Here is a 15,200-nt window from a genome sequence, read left to right on the forward strand (position 1 = left end):
TCAGAAGGTTCTCGGACGGCTCTTTCTATCACCCGGCGCCGACGGCTCCCGGGGCCGCTCCACCCCTGTTCCCAAGGGAGGACCGCCCCGTGATGCCGTCGTTATGCGTCTTCACGCACCCTTCACGCGTCCTCGGCGAGATCCAGCCATCGCAGCTCCAGTTCCTCCCGCTCACCGGCCAACGCGCGCAGCTCGGCGTCGAGTTCGGCCACCTTCGCGAAGTCGGTGGCGTGGGCGGCGATCCGGTCGTGCAGCTTGGTCTCCTTCTCGGAGACCTTGTCCAACTGCCGCTCGATCTTCTGCAGTTCCTTCTTTGCGGCGCGCTGGTCGGCGGCGCTCTTCTCGGGCGCGGCCTTCTGCGTGAGCGCCGGGGCGGCGGAGGCGGCCGCGGCCTCCTCCATGCGCTGCCGGCGCTCGATGTACTCGTCGATGCCGCGCGGGAGCATCCGCAGCGCGGCGTCGCCGAGGAGGGCGAAGACGCGGTCCGTGGTGCGCTCGACGAAGAAGCGGTCGTGGGAGATGACGATCATCGAGCCGGGCCAGCCGTCGAGCAGGTCCTCGAGCTGGGTGAGGGTCTCGATGTCCAGGTCGTTGGTGGGCTCGTCGAGGAAGAGGACGTTGGGCTCGTCCATCAGCAGCCGCAGGATCTGCAGCCGTCGGCGCTCGCCGCCGGACAGGTCGCCGACCGGCGTCCACTGCTTGTCCTTGTTGAAACCGAACGTCTCGCAGAGCTGCCCGGCGGTCATCTCCCGCCCCTTGCCGAGGTCGACGCGTTCGCGTACCTGCTGCACGGCTTCCAGCACCCGCAGGTTCGGGTCGAGTTCGGCGACCTCCTGGGAGAGGTAGGCGAGCTTGACGGTCTTGCCGACGACGACCTTGCCGGCCGCCGGCTGGGTCTCGCCCTCGGTGCGCGCGGCCTCGGCCAGGGCCCGCAGCAGGGAGGTCTTGCCGGCGCCGTTGACGCCGACCAGGCCGATGCGGTCACCGGGGCCGAGGTGCCAGGTGATGTGCTTCAGCAGCACCTTGGGGCCGGCCTGGACGGTGACGTCCTCGAGGTCGAAGACCGTCCGGCCGAGCCGCGAGGAGGCGAACTTCATCAGCTCGCTGCTGTCGCGCGGCGGCGGCACGTCCGCGATGAGCTCGTTGGCGGCCTCGACGCGGAAGCGCGGCTTGGACGTGCGCGCGGGCGCGCCGCGGCGCAGCCAGGCCAGCTCCTTGCGGACCAGGTTCTGCCGCTTGGTCTCCTCCGTCGCGGCGATGCGCTCCCGCTCCGCGCGCGCGAAGACGTAGTCGGAGTACCCGCCCTCGTACTCGTGGACGGCGCCGCGCTGCACGTCCCACATGCGGGTGCAGACCTGGTCGAGGAACCAGCGGTCGTGGGTGACGCAGACGAGCGCGGAACGGCGCTCGCGCAGATGCCGGGCGAGCCAGGAGATGCCCTCGACGTCGAGGTGGTTGGTCGGCTCGTCCAGGACGATGAGGTCCTGCTCCTCGATCAGCAGCTTGGCGAGCGCGATACGGCGGCGCTCACCGCCGGAGAGCGGGCCGATGACGGTGTCCAGGCCCTGTGGGAAGCCGGGCAGGTCGAGCCCGCCGAAGAGCCCGGTGAGCACGTCCCGGACCTTGGCGTTCCCGGCCCACTCGTGGTCGGCCATGTCCCGGATGACCTCGTGGCGGACGGTCGCGGCCGAGTCGAGCGAGTCGTGCTGGGTGAGCACGCCGAGGCGCACCCCGCCGGAGTGCGTGACCCGGCCGGAGTCCGCCTCCTCCAGCTTGGCGAGCATGCGGATCAGCGTGGTCTTCCCGTCGCCGTTGCGGCCGACGACACCGATCCGGTCCCCTTCGGACACGCCGAGCGAGATGCCGTCCAGCAGCGCACGGGTCCCGTACACCTTGCTGACGTTCTCGACATTGACCAGATTGACGGCCATTTCACTCCTGCGCATCGGGGTCGGACAGCCTTTAAGCCTACGGCCTGACGGGTGAGGCACCGGGCGCGAGGGTCTCGTCACTCTTTGTGATGACCTGGTTCGGGACCGGGCCGCTACCGTGGAGGTGGGGCAGCAGGATCCCGTCCATGGGAGGAACATCGACCGCCGAGTCCGTCAAGCGCCGCGTCCAATCGACCTGACCGCCGTCGACGTACTCTGACCGCAGCCACCCCTCAGAGCACCGTCGCCCCCGCCGCCGGCGCCGACGCCACCCGCACCGCTCGGCAGGTGCCGCAGGTGCGCAGGGCCTCGGCCACTGTCTCCGCCGCCCCCGGATCACGCACGAGGAACGCCGTCGTGGGCCCCGAGCCCGAGACCAGGGCGGCCAGCGCGCCCGCCGCGCGCCCCGCCGCGAGGGTGTCGGCGAGTTCGGGGAAGAGCGACAGCGCGGCGGGCTGGAGGTCGTTGGAGACGTTGGCCGCGAGGGCGTCGGGGTCGCCCGCGGCAAGGGCGTCCAGGAGCGCGCCGGAGGCGACCGGTTCGGGGACGTCCGTCCCCTCGGTGAGCCGGTCGAACTCGCGGAACACCGCCGGCGTCGACAGTCCCCGTCCGGCCATGGCGAACACCCAGTGGAAGTCGCCGCCGGTCTCCAGGGCCGTCAGCTTCTCGCCGCGCCCGGTGCCGAGAGCCGCCCCGCCGACCAGGCTGAACGGCACGTCGCTGCCCAACTCGGCGCAGATGTCGAGGAGTTCGTCCCGGGTGGCGCCGGTGCCCCATAGCGCGTCGCAGGCCAGCAGGGCGCCCGCGCCGTCCGCGCTGCCGCCGGCCATGCCCCCGGCGACCGGGATGTCCTTGGCGATGTGCAGATGCACGTCGGGGGTCCGGCCGTACCGCTCGGCGAGGGCGATCGCGGCCCGCGCCGCCAGGTTCGTGCGGTCCAGGGGCACCTGGGCCGCGTCCGGGCCCTCGCAGGTGACGCGGAGCGCGTCGGCCGGGGTCACCGTGACCTCGTCGTACAGGCCGACCGCCAGGAACACGTTGGCCAGGTCGTGGAAGCCGTCCGGGCGGGCCGCGCCCACCGCGAGCTGCACGTTGACCTTGGCGGGCACCCGCACGGTGACGCGGGCGCTCACGCGGGGGCCTGCTGCCGGTGCTCGGCGATCCGGGCGAACTCCTCGACACCGAGGGCCTCGCCGCGCGCCTGCGGGGACACCCCGGCGGCGACCAGGGCCCTCTCGGCGGCGGCCGCCGACCCCGCCCAGCCCGCGAGCGCGGCCCGCAGGGTCTTGCGGCGCTGGGCGAAGGCCGCGTCGACGACGGCGAAGACCTCGCGCCGGGACGCCGTGGTCACGACCGGCTCGGACCGCCGCACCAGCGAGACCAGCCCGCTGTCCACGTTCGGCGCCGGCCAGAAGACGTTGCGGCCGATGGCGCCGGCCCGCTTGACGTCGGCGTACCAGTTCGCCTTCACGGACGGCACGCCGTACACCTTCGAGCCGGGGCCCGCGGCGAGCCGGTCGGCGACCTCCGACTGGACCATGACCAGGGTGCGTTCGATGCTCGGGAACGTCTCCAGCATGTGCAGCAGCACGGGCACGGCGACGTTGTACGGCAGGTTCGCGACGAGCGCGGTGGGGGCGGGGCCCGGCAGCCCGGTCACGTGCATCGCGTCGGAGTGCACCAGCGCGAACCGCTCCGCGCGCTGCGGCATGCGGGCGGTGATCGTCGCGGGCAGCGCGCCGGCCAGGACGTCGTCGATCTCGACGGCCGTGACCCGGTCGGCGACCTCCAGCAACGCGAGGGTGAGGGAGCCGAGCCCGGGACCCACCTCGACGACCACGTCGTCGGGCCGGACACCCGCGGTGCGCACGATCCGGCGGACGGTGTTCGCGTCGATCACGAAGTTCTGGCCGCGCTGCTTGGTGGGCCGCACGCCGAGGACGGCCGCCAGCTCACGGATGTCGGCGGGGCCCAGAAGGGCGTCGGAAGGGGGGCTGCTGCTCACGGGACAAGGGTACGGGGCTGCAAGGACGCCCCCGCACCGCCGCCGTGCGAGGCGGGCGAGGCGGGGCCTGCGACGCGGTCAGCCGTGCAGGCGTCGTCCGCAGTGCGGCCAGGGGCTCGCGCCGCGTCGCACGTACAGCTTCTTCGCGCGGAGCGTCTGCTCCGCCGCCGAGGCGTCCTGCGGCCGTCCGCTGCCGCCGAGACTCTGCCAGGTGCGGGTGTCGAACTGGTAGAGGCCGCCGTAGGTGCCCGACGCGTCGACGGCGCCGGGCCGGCCGCCCGACTCGCAGGCCGCGAGGCTGCGCCAGTCCAGGCCGTCCGCTCCCCGCACCGACGACGGCAGCGGCTTCGTCCCGACCCTCACCCGCTGCTCGCGCGGCTCGCGCACGGTCTCCTCGCGGATCCGCCGGGGCTTCTGCCGCACGCCGTTGACGGAGCGCAGGGCGTAGGTGATGCGCCGCAGTCCGGGCTGTCCGGCCCGCTCCACCACCTCCGTGCCCTTGAACAGCGAGGGGTCCTCGCTGCGGCGCACGGCGAACGGGATCTGCTCCTCGCGGACCTCCTGGGAGCCGGTGATCCGCAGCACGGTGACCGTCTGGCCGTCGCGCGGGAAACTGCCGGGCTCGACGGAGGTGGTGTCCTCGCCGCGCAGGGTGATCCCGGCCGCCGCGACCGCCTCGCGCACGGTCGCCGCGTTGGTGCGGATGGTGCGGGCCCGGCCGTCGGCCATGACGGTGACGGAACGCTCGGTGCGCACGTCCAGCGCCAGCCCGGCGCGTCCGATGCGCTGCGAGCGCGACACGGACATGTACGCGCCCTCCGCCCGCACCCCGAGCTGCCGGAGCGCCTCCTCCACCGTGTGCGCGGTCGTCCACCACTCGTGGCGCTGCCCGTCCAGGGTGAGCCGGACGGGCCGCCCGTAGTGCACGGTGATCTCGTCGCCGCTCGCGAGATCCGTGCCCGCGGCGGGTGCGACCACGTCGTGCTCGCCGACCCGCACGCCCTCGTCCGCGAGGAGTTCGCCCACGTCGTCGGCGAAGGTGTGCAGGGTGCGCGGCTTGCCGTCGACGGTCAGCTCCACCGCCTTGTCGTCGGCGACGAACGCGGTGGTGCCGCCCGCCAGGAACGCCACGACGAGGGCCTGCGGAAGCAGCCGGCGCATCGCGGACTCCGGGCGCTCGGCGTCACGCGCCCGGCGCCGGCGCTCGGCCCGCCGCCCCACGCCCCGCGCCTGCGCCGGCAGCGGCGGTCCGGGGAGGGGAAGCACCGGCTCGGTCAGCTGCAGCGTCCGCGCGGGCCCGGCCGCGGCCGGCTCCGCTTCGTACGCGTCGTGCGCGTCGTGCGTCGCGTACTCCTCGTAGGAGGGGCGGTACGTGTCGTCGTACGTCCCGGGCGCCGCGTACACGCCGTACGCGACCGTCTCGGCGTCGTGCAGGTCGACCTGCGTCCCGCCGCCGTACGGCCCGTACTCGAGGTACTGCGAGTTGCTCACGCCGACACTCCAGGGGTGGGGTCCGGATCGGGCCCCCAGAACCTAGCGGAGCGACGGTCACTCTCCAAAGTGACGCGGCTACCGAGTGTGGTGTTCGACGCGCGTGTGCGGGTCAGTACCCGAACGCGCGTGCCGTGTTGGCGGCGAGAGCGGCGGCCAGGACGTCCTCGTCGACGCCCCGCACGGCGGCCAGGGCGCGCACGGTGACGGGGATCAGGAAGGGGGCGTTGGGCCGTCCTCGGTAGGGCGCCGGGGTGAGGAACGGGGCGTCGGTCTCCACCAGGAGCAGCTCCGCGGGGGCCACGGCGACGGCGTCCCGGAGGTTCTGGGCGTTCTTGAAGGTGACGTTGCCGGCGAAGGACATGAAGTAGCCGGCGCGGGCGCAGATCCCGGCCATCTCGGCGTCGCCGGAGTAGCAGTGGAAGACGGTGCGCTCGGGGGCGCCCTCCTCCTTCAGGACGCGCAGCACGTCGGCGTGCGCGTCGCGGTCGTGGATGACCAGGGCCTTGCCGTGCCGTTTGGCCATCTCGATGTGGGCGCGGAAGGAGCTCTCCTGGGCTTCCCTGCCCTCGGGGCCGGTGCGGAAGAAGTCGAGACCCGTCTCGCCGACGCCCTTGACGTGCGGGAGCGCGGCGAGGCGGTCGATCTCGGCGAGCGCCTCGTCGAGCGCCGCGGTGCCGCCCGCCGTCCGCGCACCGTGCCGGGACCGACCTCCCCCGGCCCTCGGGGGCTGGGAGGCGCCCCCGGGGTCTCCGTGCACGATCCGCGGCGCCTCGTTCGGGTGCAGGGCGACGGCAGCGTGCACGCTGTCGTGCGCCGCCGCCGTCTCGGCCGCCCACCGCGAGCCCCGGACGTCGCAGCCGACCTGGACGACCGTGGTCACGCCGACCGACGCGGCTTTGGCGAGGGCCTCCGCCACCGTGTCCGACTGCATGTCGAGGTGGGTGTGGGAGTCCGCGACCGGCACCCCGAGGGGGGCCGGAAGCGGCGGCGCGGCACTCTTGTCGGCGCGGTCGCCGGCGTTCGAAGACATGCCCCGATCCTACGGAAGGAGCCGCGGAAGGAGCCGCCCTCCCCGGCCGGCCCGGGCTAGCTCGCGACGGCTCCCGGCCGGCCCGGGCTAGCTCGCCTTGCGGAAGGGGTGCAGCAGGTCGGACAGGTGCCAGTGGTGCTGTGGCTGTCCCTGCGGGTCCCCCTCGGCCGCCGTCACCGGCGCCTGGACCGGTCCGGCCGGGGGCGCCTTGCGCTGACGGGCCGCGCTCAGCACCGAGGAGACCTGGCCCGCCCGCATGATGCGCACGATGTGCCCGTCGCAGTTCTGACAGGCCGGCCGGCTCAACGGCGACGGCACGACACGCCCGTTCGCCACGTAGAGGACGAACTCGTGGCCGTCGGCGTCGGTGTGGTGCTCGATCTCGTACGACTGTTCCCAGCCGTGCCCGCAGCGCATGCAGGCGAAGGAGTACGACTCGTTGACGACGGCGCTCGCACCGCCGCGGAGGCCGGTCTGCCCTGTGATGTCACTCATGGCCGCTCCCGTGGTCCGCTGGTGGGACGGTTCACGTCCCGTCGTCCAGTGGACGCCTCCCCCGCGGCGAATGCACTCGACCTGTGCACTGTTGAAGGCGATTTGGGTGTCCCTTGCCCCAGGGCCCGGGGTCCTTTGCCCGCGCATGGGGCGCATGCTCAGACGACATGCGCCCTGCTCAGAGGGGTTGTGAGCCCCTTCACACCACCCCGGTGTCAGCCGTCACAGCACGACCCCGTCAGCGGTCAGAGCGCACCGGAGTTCTTGGCCGCCACCACCGCGTCGAACACCTCGCGCTTGGGCAGCCCGGCCTCCGCCGCGACGGCCGCGATGGCCTCCTTGCGGCGTTCGCCCGCCTCCTCGCGCACCCGCACGCGCCGCACCAGTTCCGTCGCGTCGAGTTCCTCGGGCCCGCGCTGCGGCGCGCCGGTGACGACGACGGTGATCTCGCCCCGCACGCCCTCGGCCGCCCACTCCGCCAGTTCGCCGAGCGGGCCTCGCTTCACCTCTTCGTAGGTCTTGGTGAGTTCGCGGCAGACGGCGGCCCGCCGGTCCGCGCCGAACACCTCGGCCATCGCGGCGAGGGTGTCGTCGAGCCGGTGGGGGGCCTCGAAGTAGACGAGGGTGCGGCGCTCGTCGGCGACGTCGCGCAGCCGCGACAGCCGTTCGCCCGCTTTGCGCGGCAGGAACCCCTCGAAGCAGAACCGGTCGACGGGCAGCCCGGACAGGGCCAGCGCGGTGAGCACCGCGGACGGGCCGGGGACGGCGGTGACGCGGACGTCCTTCTCCACTGCGGCGGCGACCAGCCGGTAGCCGGGGTCGGAGACCGAGGGCATGCCGGCGTCGGTGACCAGCAGCACCCGTGCGCCGCCGACGAGTTCCTCGACCAGCTCGGGTGTGCGGGCGGACTCGTTGCCCTCGAAGTAGGACACCACCCGCCCCTTGGGCGTCACGCCCAGGGCCTGGGTCAGCCGGCGCAGTCGGCGGGTGTCCTCGGCGGCGATGACGTCGGCGACCGTCAGTTCCTCGGCGAGACGCGGCGGGGCGTCCGCGACGTCGCCGATGGGCGTGCCGGCGAGGACGAGGACTCCGGGGGCGGTTCGGGGCGTAGCTGTCACGTTTCCATCCTCGCAGGGGGAGAGACACGGGACTCACACAGACGTGTTCCCTACGATGGCGCGGTGACCAGTACCGCGTCCTCCATGGACTCCACGGACTACCGGCAGGGCCCGGCGCCGCACGACCGGCGGCCGTCGTGGCAGCAGCGGCTGCGCCGTTTCGGCTACCCGGCGCAGTCCTCCGCCGACGTCCGGGAGCGTCTGCTGCCGCCGTTCGCGCAGCCCAGCCCGCGGCTGTGGCAGGCGCTCGGCGTCCCGTACGGGTGGGCGGACCGGATCGTCCGCTGGTCGTCCTGGCTCGGTCCGCTGCTGGTCACGCTGCTGGCGGGTGTGCTGCGGTTCTGGCATCTGGGCAGCCCCAGGGCGGTGATATTCGACGAGACGTACTACGCGAAGGACGCGTGGGCGCTCGTCCACCGCGGGTTCGAGGTCAACTGGGACAAGAACGCCAACGACGCCATCCTCTCCTCGGGCGGCCATGTCCCGATCCCGGGGGACGCGGCGTACGTCGTGCATCCGCCGGTCGGCAAGTACGTGATCGGGCTGGGCGAACTGCTCTTCGGGTTCGACCCGTTCGGCTGGCGGTTCATGACGGCGGTGCTCGGCACGCTCAGCGTGCTGATGCTGTGCCGGATCGGCCGCCGTCTCTTCCGCTCCACGTTCCTCGGCTGCCTCGCGGGCGCGCTGATGGCGGTCGACGGCCTGCACTTCGTGATGAGCCGGGCGGCCCTGCTCGACGGGGTGCTGATGTTCTTCGTGCTGGCGGCGTTCGGCTGTCTGGTGGCCGACCGGGACTGGGCCCGCGCGCGACTCGCCGCGGCGCTCGAGCCGGACGCCGACGGCCGCTGCCGTCCCGACGCGCACCTCGCGGAGACGACCCGCGTCGGGTGGCGCCCCTGGCGCTGGGGGGCGGGCCTGATGCTGGGCCTGGCCATCGGCACGAAGTGGAACGGCCTGTACATCATGGTGGCGTTCTGCCTGATGGCGGTGTTGTGGGACGTCGGCTCGCGCAAGGTGGCGGGCGCCCGGCGTCCGTACCTGGCGGTGCTGAAGCGGGACACGGGCCTGGCGTTCCTGGCGACGGTGCCGGTCGCGCTGGTCACGTACCTGCTGTCGTGGACGGGCTGGATCCTGTCCGCCACGGACGGCAAGGGCGGCTACTACCGCAGCTGGGCGGCGACCGACGGCAAGGGCGGCAGCTGGACCTGGCTGTTCCCCGACTGGTGGCGCAGCCTGTGGCACTACGAGCACGAGGTGTACGAGTTCCACACCCACCTCACGTCGCCGCACACGTACCAGTCGAACCCGTGGAGCTGGCTCGTCCTCGGCCGGCCGGTCTCCTACTTCTACGAGTCCCCGGCGCCCGGCGCGGACGGCTGTCCGACGGACGCGGGCGAGAAGTGCGCGCGCGAGGTGCTGGCGATCGGCACCCCGCTGCTGTGGTGGGCGGCCTGCTTCGCGGTGCTGTTCGTGCTGTGGCGCTGGCTGTTCCGCCGTGACTGGCGTGCGGGCGCGATCGTCTGCGCCGTCGCGGCCGGCTACCTGCCGTGGTTCATGTACCAGGAACGCACGATCTTCCTGTTCTACGCCGTCGTGTTCCTGCCTTTCCTGTGTCTGGCCGTGGCCATGATGATCGGGGCCCTCGTCGGTCCCCCGGGATCCAGCGACACCCGTCGGGTCGCGGGCGCCACGGGCGCGGGCGTCCTGGTCCTCCTGATCACCTGGAACTTCATCTACTTCTTCCCCCTGTACACCGGCCAGGCCATCCCGATCGACGACTGGCGTTCACGGATGTGGCTGGACACGTGGGTCTAACGATTGCGGAAACTCCCGCCCCGTGCGCCATGTCAGCGCTTACTGTGAGGCTGAGCGCGGTTTTCTGAACGCGTTCAGAAAAGACCCGCGAGGGTCACCACGGGGAGGACGGGGAGGGCGCGGACCATGCGCAAGGGTGCCAAGGCGGCCATCGTGGGATCGGTGTTCGCGATGATGGTGGGCGGGGCCGGCTACGGGGCGTTCAACGTCGTGAGCGCGCTGAGCGACACCGGCGGGAGCGGCGGACCGGGAGGCGCCGAGCCGGTGGCCGTGAAGAGCGGACCACCGAGCGGCTCCGAGGTGAAGGACACCAGCGCCGCGTTCTTCGCGGCCTGGGAGAAGGGCCAGGCCTCGGCCGCCGCCGATCTCACCAACAACGCGGCGAAGGCCGAGCCGCTGCTGACCTCGTACGGCCAGGCCGCGCACATCACGGGCGTGAAGATCACCCCGGGCCGAACGGCCGGCGACAGCGTGCCCTTCTCCGTGAAGGCGACGGTGTCCTTCGGCGGGAAGTCCAAGCCGCTCGCCTACCGGAGCCGGCTGACGGTCGTGCGGGGCGTCACCACCGGCAAGGCGCTGGTCGACTGGCAGCCGTCGGTCGTCCATCCCGCGCTGAAGAACATGGACGACACCCTGGTCACGGGTGACTCCTCGGCGCCGTCGATCGAGGCCGTGGACCGGGACGGCAAGGTGCTGACGAAGGAGAAGTACCCCTCCCTGGGGCCGGTCCTGGACCAGCTGCGCACCAAGTACGGGGCGAAGGCGGGCGGGACGCCGGGCATCGAGCTGGCGATCCGGCACGCCACCCCCGACACCGCCGACACCTCGCTGCTGACGCTCGCCGAGGGCAAGGCGGGCAAGCTGCCCACGACCCTCAGCGTGAGCGTGCAGGCGGCGGCGGAGAAGGCGGTCCAGAGGTACCCCGAGTCGTCGGTGGTGGCGGTCCAGCCCAGCACCGGCGAGATCCTGGCCGTCGCCAACAACCGCGACGACGGCTGGAACGCCGCGTTCCTGGGCGAGGTCGCGCCCGGCTCCACCATGAAGATCGTCAGCGCGGCCACCCTCATCGACAACGGGCTCACCACCGCGAACGGACCCGCGCCCTGCCCGTCCTCGGCCGTCTCCGAGAGCCAGACCTTCAAGAACATCAAGGGCATGAAGCCCGACGAGGGCGCGACCCTCTCCGAGAGCTTCGCCCGCTCCTGCAACACGGCGTTCGTGAAGTTCGCGGACGAGGTGAAGGCCGACTCGCTGACGAACGAGGCCCGGGACCGCTTCGGGATCGGCCTCGACTGGCAGACCGGCATCCCCTCGTTCGACGGCTCCGTCCCGGCGGCCGGCGGCCCGGACACCGCGGCCGGCCTGATCGGCCAGGGCAAGGTCCAGATGAACCCGCTGAACATGGCCTCGGTGACCGCGACCGCGATGACCGGCGCCTTCCGGCAGCCGGTGATCGTGCCGCTGAGCCTCGACGGCCGTGACCCGGCCCGCGCGAAGGGACTGTCGGCGAGCACCGTCCAGCAGCTGCGCTCCATGATGAACCGCACCGCGACCAGCGGCACCGCGGCCGAGGTGATGGCCGGGCTGAGCGGCCGCATCGGCGCGAAGACCGGCTCCGCCGAGGTCGACGGACAGGCCAGGTCCGACAGCTGGTTCACCGGCTACCGGGGCGACGTGGCGGCCGCCGCGATGACCCAGGACGGCGGCCACGGCATCGACGCGTCGGGGCCGATCGTCGTGGAGGTGCTGCGGGCCGGCTGAACCGGAACCGGAGTGGCCGACGTCACCTATGGCGTCACACCCACAGGACGGGACTCTAGGCTGTTGCCGTCGTTTGGGTCGGTGAGGGCAACGGGGCGGGGGGAAGCCCCTGGGGATCCGGAGGATCGCACGCAGTGGGCAAGAGAAGACGCGTCGAAGAGCAGCGCAGCAAGCGGCGTCCCGCCGTGGCGGGCGGCATGATCGCCGTCGTGGTCGCGGGCGCCGGGATCGGCGTCTACGCCCTGTACGGCGGGGCGGCGGCCGACGACGGCTCCGCCGCGGCCGCCAACGGCAAGCAGGTGCCGAGGGTCAGGGCCGACCCCCCGTCGGCGGCCGAGGCCAAGACCGTGGCCGAGCGGTTCCTCACGGCCTGGCAGGGCGGCGAGGTGGCGCAGGCGGCCGCCGAAACGGACGATGCCGCGGCCGCATCCGCCCTGCTGACCGGCTACGGCAAGGACGCCCATGTCACCGGCGTCGCCCTCAGCGCCGGCACGGCAACGGGCGCCAAGGTCCCGTTCGCGGTCAAGGGCACGGTGACGTACAAGGACGTCAAGAAGCCGCTGTCGTACGCCAGCTCGCTCACCGTGGTCCGCAACCCGAAGAACGGCAAGGCGCAGGTCGACTGGCACGCGTCGGTCGTCCACCCGGATCTTCAGGACGGCGACCGGCTCGTCACCGGCGCGGCGGGCACCCCGCCGGTCAAGGCCGTCGACCGCGACGGCGGTGAGCTGACCGTCGCGAAGTACCCCTCGCTGGCACCCGTCCTGGACGGGCTGCGGGAGAAGTACGGCAAGAAGGCGGGCGGCAAGGCGGGCGTCGAGCTCCGGGTCGTCCGCGGCAAGGCGGCCAAGGCGAAGAAGGCCTCCGACAAGACTCTGCTGGAGCTCAGCAAGGGCACCCCGGGCACCGTGAAGACCACGCTGAGCCCGGCCCTGCAGGCGGCCGCCGAGCAGCAGGTGGCGAAGACCGCGAAGTCGTCGGTCGTCGTGCTGCGCCCCTCCACGGGCGAGATCCTCGCGGTCGCCAACGCCGGTCACGGCTTCAACACCGCGTTCAACGGCTCGCTGGCGCCCGGCTCGACGATGAAGGTCGTCACGTCGTCGCTGCTCATCGAGAAGAACCTCGCGTCGGCGGACAAGACGCACCCCTGCCCCAAGACGTTCACCTACGGTGGCTGGAAGTTCCACAACGACGACGACTTCGAGATCACCGGCGGCTCGTTCAAGGCGAGTTTCGCGCGCTCCTGCAACACCGCCTTCATCAGCCAGGCGCCGGAGCTGGACGACGACAGCCTGACCAAGCAGGCGCAGCAGGTGTTCGGTCTGTCGATGAACAACTGGGCGATCGGCGTCCCGTCCTTCGACGGTTCGGTGCCGGTGCAGTCGAAGGCGCAGATGGCGGCGTCGCTGATCGGCCAGGGCGGGGTCCGGATGAACCCGCTGAACATGGCGTCGGTCGCCGCGACCGTGAAGTCGGGCTCCTTCCACCAGCCGTACCTGGTCGCCCCGTCCGTGGACGACCGCACGCTGGCGAAGGCCTCCCGCACCATGTCGGCGGCCACGCTGTCCCAGTTGCGGGAGCTGATGAACTACACCGCCGCGGCCGGCACCGCCGCCGAGGCGATGTCCGGCCTCGGCCCCGACTACGGCGCCAAGACGGGCTCCGCGGAGGTCGACAACCAGGACAAGCCCAACGGCTGGTTCACCGCCTACCGGGGCGACCTGGCGGCCGCGGGCGTCGTCCAGGCGGGCGGCCACGGCGGCGACACGGCCGGCCCGATCGTGGCGTCACTGCTGCGCCTGGGCGGCTGACGGCCCTGCCCTGCCAGGTCCTGTGCCGGCCCTGCCCCGTGCCTGGCCTGGCCTGGCCTGGCCTGGCCTGGCCCGATGCTGGGCCAGGCCTAGTGACTGACGGGTTGCCGGCGTGCCGTGGCCGAGGCCTTGGCGGTGGTGGCCGTGTAGGTGCGGCGCAGGAACCGCACGAGCGTCTTCGACTCGAACTGGACGACCGAGACGCCGTGCGCGGAATGGAACTCCACGATCGCCTGGACCCGCCCGCACGGCCACACCCGGACCTCTCCGGTGCCGGCCGGGGCGCGCAGGCCCTGTTCGAGGAGCGTGCGGGAGAACGTCCACTCGTGCCGGTCGGGCAGTCCGACCCGCACCGAGCGGGGATCGCTGTCCGGGTCGTAGCGCAGGACGACGGGAACGGCCGTCCGTTCCTCCTCGACCTGGTCGGCGTCCGTGACGATATGGGCTCGCGCGTACTGTTCGACTACAGACATCGGCCGACCCTCTCACGCAGCGTGACCTGTGCGGAAGCTGTGCGTCCGCTCCCCTCCCAATGTCCCATATTTTCCGCAATACGCTCCTCCGGGGCAGACCCGTCTCATCTGTGTGCGATGCGTCTGCGCTGCGGCGCGCTGCGATACACAAGGTCCTCGCTCTTGCGAATCATTCGCATCAAGCCACTATCATCGTCAGGTGCACGTACCCGACGGATTCATCGACGCCCCGACCTCCGCCGTGACCGGTGTGGTCGCCGCCGGCGCCATCGCCGTGAGCCTGCGCGGTGCGCGCCGTGAGCTCGACGACCGGACCGCGCCGCTGGCCGGCCTCGTCGCGGCCTTCATCTTCGCCGTGCAGATGCTCAACTTCCCCGTCGCGGCGGGGACCAGCGGCCATCTGCTCGGCGGTGCGCTCGCCGCGATACTCGTCGGCCCCTTCACCGGGGTCCTGTGCGTCTCCGTGGTCCTGCTCATGCAGGGCGTCCTCTTCGCCGACGGCGGACTCACCGCCCTCGGCGTGAACATCACCGACATGGCCATCGTGACGACGGTCGTCGCGTACGCCGTCTTCCGGGGCCTGGTGAAGGTGCTGCCGCGCACCCGCCGGTCCGTCACGGCCGCGTCCTTCGTCGCCGCCGTGCTGTCCGTGCCCGCCGCCGCCGTGGCCTTCACGTTCCTGTACTGGATCGGCGGCACCACCGACGTGGCCATCGGCAAGGTCGCCACCGCCATGATCGGCGTGCATGTGCTGATCGGCATCGGCGAGGCCGTGATCACCGCGCTGACCGTGGGCGCCGTGCTCGCCGTGCGTCCGGACCTCGTCCACGGCGCGCGCGACCTGCGCCAGACCCTCCGGCTGCGGGTGAACGGCGAACTCGTCGACGCCCCGGCGGCCGGCAGCGCGCCCGCCGGGTCCGCCGTCCCGGTGGCGGCGCGCACGTCCCGGCGCACGCTGTGGGCGACGGGCCTGGTCACCTCCCTCGTACTGGCCGGATTCGTCAGCTACTACGCCTCCGCGAGCCCCGACGGCCTGGAGAAGGTCGCCGCCGACAAGGGCATCGACGCCAAGACCGGGAAGCACGCGGCCTCCGACTCCCCGCTCGCCGACTACGGCGTCAAGGACGTGACGAACGCCCGCCTGTCCGGCGGCCTCGCCGGCGTCATCGGCGTCGGCGTGACCGTCGTCGGGGGCAGCGCGGTGTTCTGGGCGGTGCGCAGGCGACGCGGCGCCGACGCGTCCCCCACGGCCGTAGAGAACGTCTGA

12 protein-coding genes are annotated in these 15,200 nt (G+C 72.5%); 4 read left to right on the forward strand and 8 right to left on the reverse strand.

What is annotated here, in order from left to right; translation table 11 throughout:
- Positions 1-122: 122 nt before the first annotated feature.
- The 7 genes from QF032_RS16835 to rsmI form a co-directional block, all read right to left on the reverse strand.
- Positions 123-1,931, reverse strand: coding sequence for an ABC-F family ATP-binding cassette domain-containing protein (locus QF032_RS16835; protein WP_307043634.1), 1,809 nt, complete (start codon positions 1,929-1,931; stop codon positions 123-125).
- Positions 1,932-2,164: 233 nt separating this feature from the next.
- On the reverse strand, positions 2,165-3,064 hold the full coding sequence (locus QF032_RS16840) for a 4-(cytidine 5'-diphospho)-2-C-methyl-D-erythritol kinase (RefSeq protein ID WP_307056378.1): 900 nt from the start codon (positions 3,062-3,064) through the stop codon (positions 2,165-2,167).
- The gene (gene rsmA, locus QF032_RS16845; RefSeq protein ID WP_307056380.1) at positions 3,061-3,936 is read right to left on the reverse strand and encodes a 16S rRNA (adenine(1518)-N(6)/adenine(1519)-N(6))-dimethyltransferase RsmA; all 876 of its coding nucleotides are present in this window, start codon (positions 3,934-3,936) and stop codon (positions 3,061-3,063) included. The genes QF032_RS16840 and rsmA overlap by 4 nt, the downstream gene beginning before the upstream one ends.
- A gap of 78 nt (positions 3,937-4,014) precedes the next feature.
- Positions 4,015-5,427 carry a resuscitation-promoting factor gene (locus tag QF032_RS16850; RefSeq protein ID WP_307056382.1) on the reverse strand — a complete coding sequence of 471 codons (1,413 nt, stop codon included), beginning with the start codon at positions 5,425-5,427 and terminating at the stop codon, positions 4,015-4,017.
- Between the two features lie 112 nt (positions 5,428-5,539).
- Positions 5,540-6,460, reverse strand: a complete 921-nt coding sequence (locus tag QF032_RS16855; RefSeq protein WP_307043639.1) for a TatD family hydrolase — start codon at positions 6,458-6,460, stop codon at positions 5,540-5,542.
- A gap of 87 nt (positions 6,461-6,547) precedes the next feature.
- The gene (locus QF032_RS16860) at positions 6,548-6,955 is read right to left on the reverse strand and encodes a hypothetical protein (protein WP_307043641.1); all 408 of its coding nucleotides are present in this window, start codon (positions 6,953-6,955) and stop codon (positions 6,548-6,550) included.
- Between the two features lie 245 nt (positions 6,956-7,200).
- The gene (gene rsmI, locus QF032_RS16865; protein WP_307043642.1) at positions 7,201-8,073 is read right to left on the reverse strand and encodes a 16S rRNA (cytidine(1402)-2'-O)-methyltransferase; all 873 of its coding nucleotides are present in this window, start codon (positions 8,071-8,073) and stop codon (positions 7,201-7,203) included.
- Between the two features lie 63 nt (positions 8,074-8,136).
- Here rsmI and QF032_RS16870 point away from each other — a divergent pair, with 63 nt between their 5' ends.
- The 3 genes from QF032_RS16870 (at position 8,137) to QF032_RS16880 (ending at position 13,460) form a co-directional block, all read left to right on the forward strand.
- Complete coding sequence (locus QF032_RS16870) at positions 8,137-9,888, forward strand: dolichyl-phosphate-mannose--protein mannosyltransferase (RefSeq protein WP_306951668.1); 1,752 nt, start codon at positions 8,137-8,139, stop codon at positions 9,886-9,888.
- A 126-nt stretch (positions 9,889-10,014) separates the two neighbouring features.
- Positions 10,015-11,649, forward strand: coding sequence for a penicillin-binding transpeptidase domain-containing protein (locus tag QF032_RS16875; RefSeq protein ID WP_307056384.1), 1,635 nt, complete (start codon positions 10,015-10,017; stop codon positions 11,647-11,649).
- Positions 11,650-11,783: 134 nt separating this feature from the next.
- Positions 11,784-13,460 carry a penicillin-binding transpeptidase domain-containing protein gene (locus QF032_RS16880; protein WP_307056386.1) on the forward strand — a complete coding sequence of 559 codons (1,677 nt, stop codon included), beginning with the start codon at positions 11,784-11,786 and terminating at the stop codon, positions 13,458-13,460.
- An 89-nt stretch (positions 13,461-13,549) separates the two neighbouring features.
- Here the strand turns inward: QF032_RS16880 and QF032_RS16885 are convergent, their stop codons facing one another.
- On the reverse strand, positions 13,550-13,933 hold the full coding sequence (locus QF032_RS16885) for an SsgA family sporulation/cell division regulator (protein ID WP_307043649.1): 384 nt from the start codon (positions 13,931-13,933) through the stop codon (positions 13,550-13,552).
- Positions 13,934-14,132: 199 nt separating this feature from the next.
- Between QF032_RS16885 and QF032_RS16890 the strand changes: the two genes are divergently transcribed.
- The gene (locus QF032_RS16890) at positions 14,133-15,200 is read left to right on the forward strand and encodes an energy-coupling factor ABC transporter permease (RefSeq protein ID WP_307056387.1); all 1,068 of its coding nucleotides are present in this window, start codon (positions 14,133-14,135) and stop codon (positions 15,198-15,200) included.

The sequence above is a fragment of the Streptomyces achromogenes genome (assembly GCF_030816715.1).
GTDB classification, from domain to species: Bacteria; Actinomycetota; Actinomycetes; order Streptomycetales; family Streptomycetaceae; genus Streptomyces; species Streptomyces achromogenes_A.

Bases quoted from the DNA above. Each gene is read 5' to 3' on its own strand.
- QF032_RS16860 (WP_307043641.1), bottom strand. From the start codon at position 6,955: ATGAGTGACATCACAGGGCAGACCGGCCTCCGCGGCGGTGCGAGCGCC.
- QF032_RS16835 (WP_307043634.1), bottom strand. From the start codon at position 1,931: ATGGCCGTCAATCTGGTCAATGTCGAGAACGTCAGCAAGGTGTACGGG.
- QF032_RS16885 (WP_307043649.1), bottom strand. From the start codon at position 13,933: ATGTCTGTAGTCGAACAGTACGCGCGAGCCCATATCGTCACGGACGCC.
- QF032_RS16855 (WP_307043639.1), bottom strand. From the start codon at position 6,460: ATGTCTTCGAACGCCGGCGACCGCGCCGACAAGAGTGCCGCGCCGCCG.
- QF032_RS16875 (WP_307056384.1), top strand. From the start codon at position 10,015: ATGCGCAAGGGTGCCAAGGCGGCCATCGTGGGATCGGTGTTCGCGATG.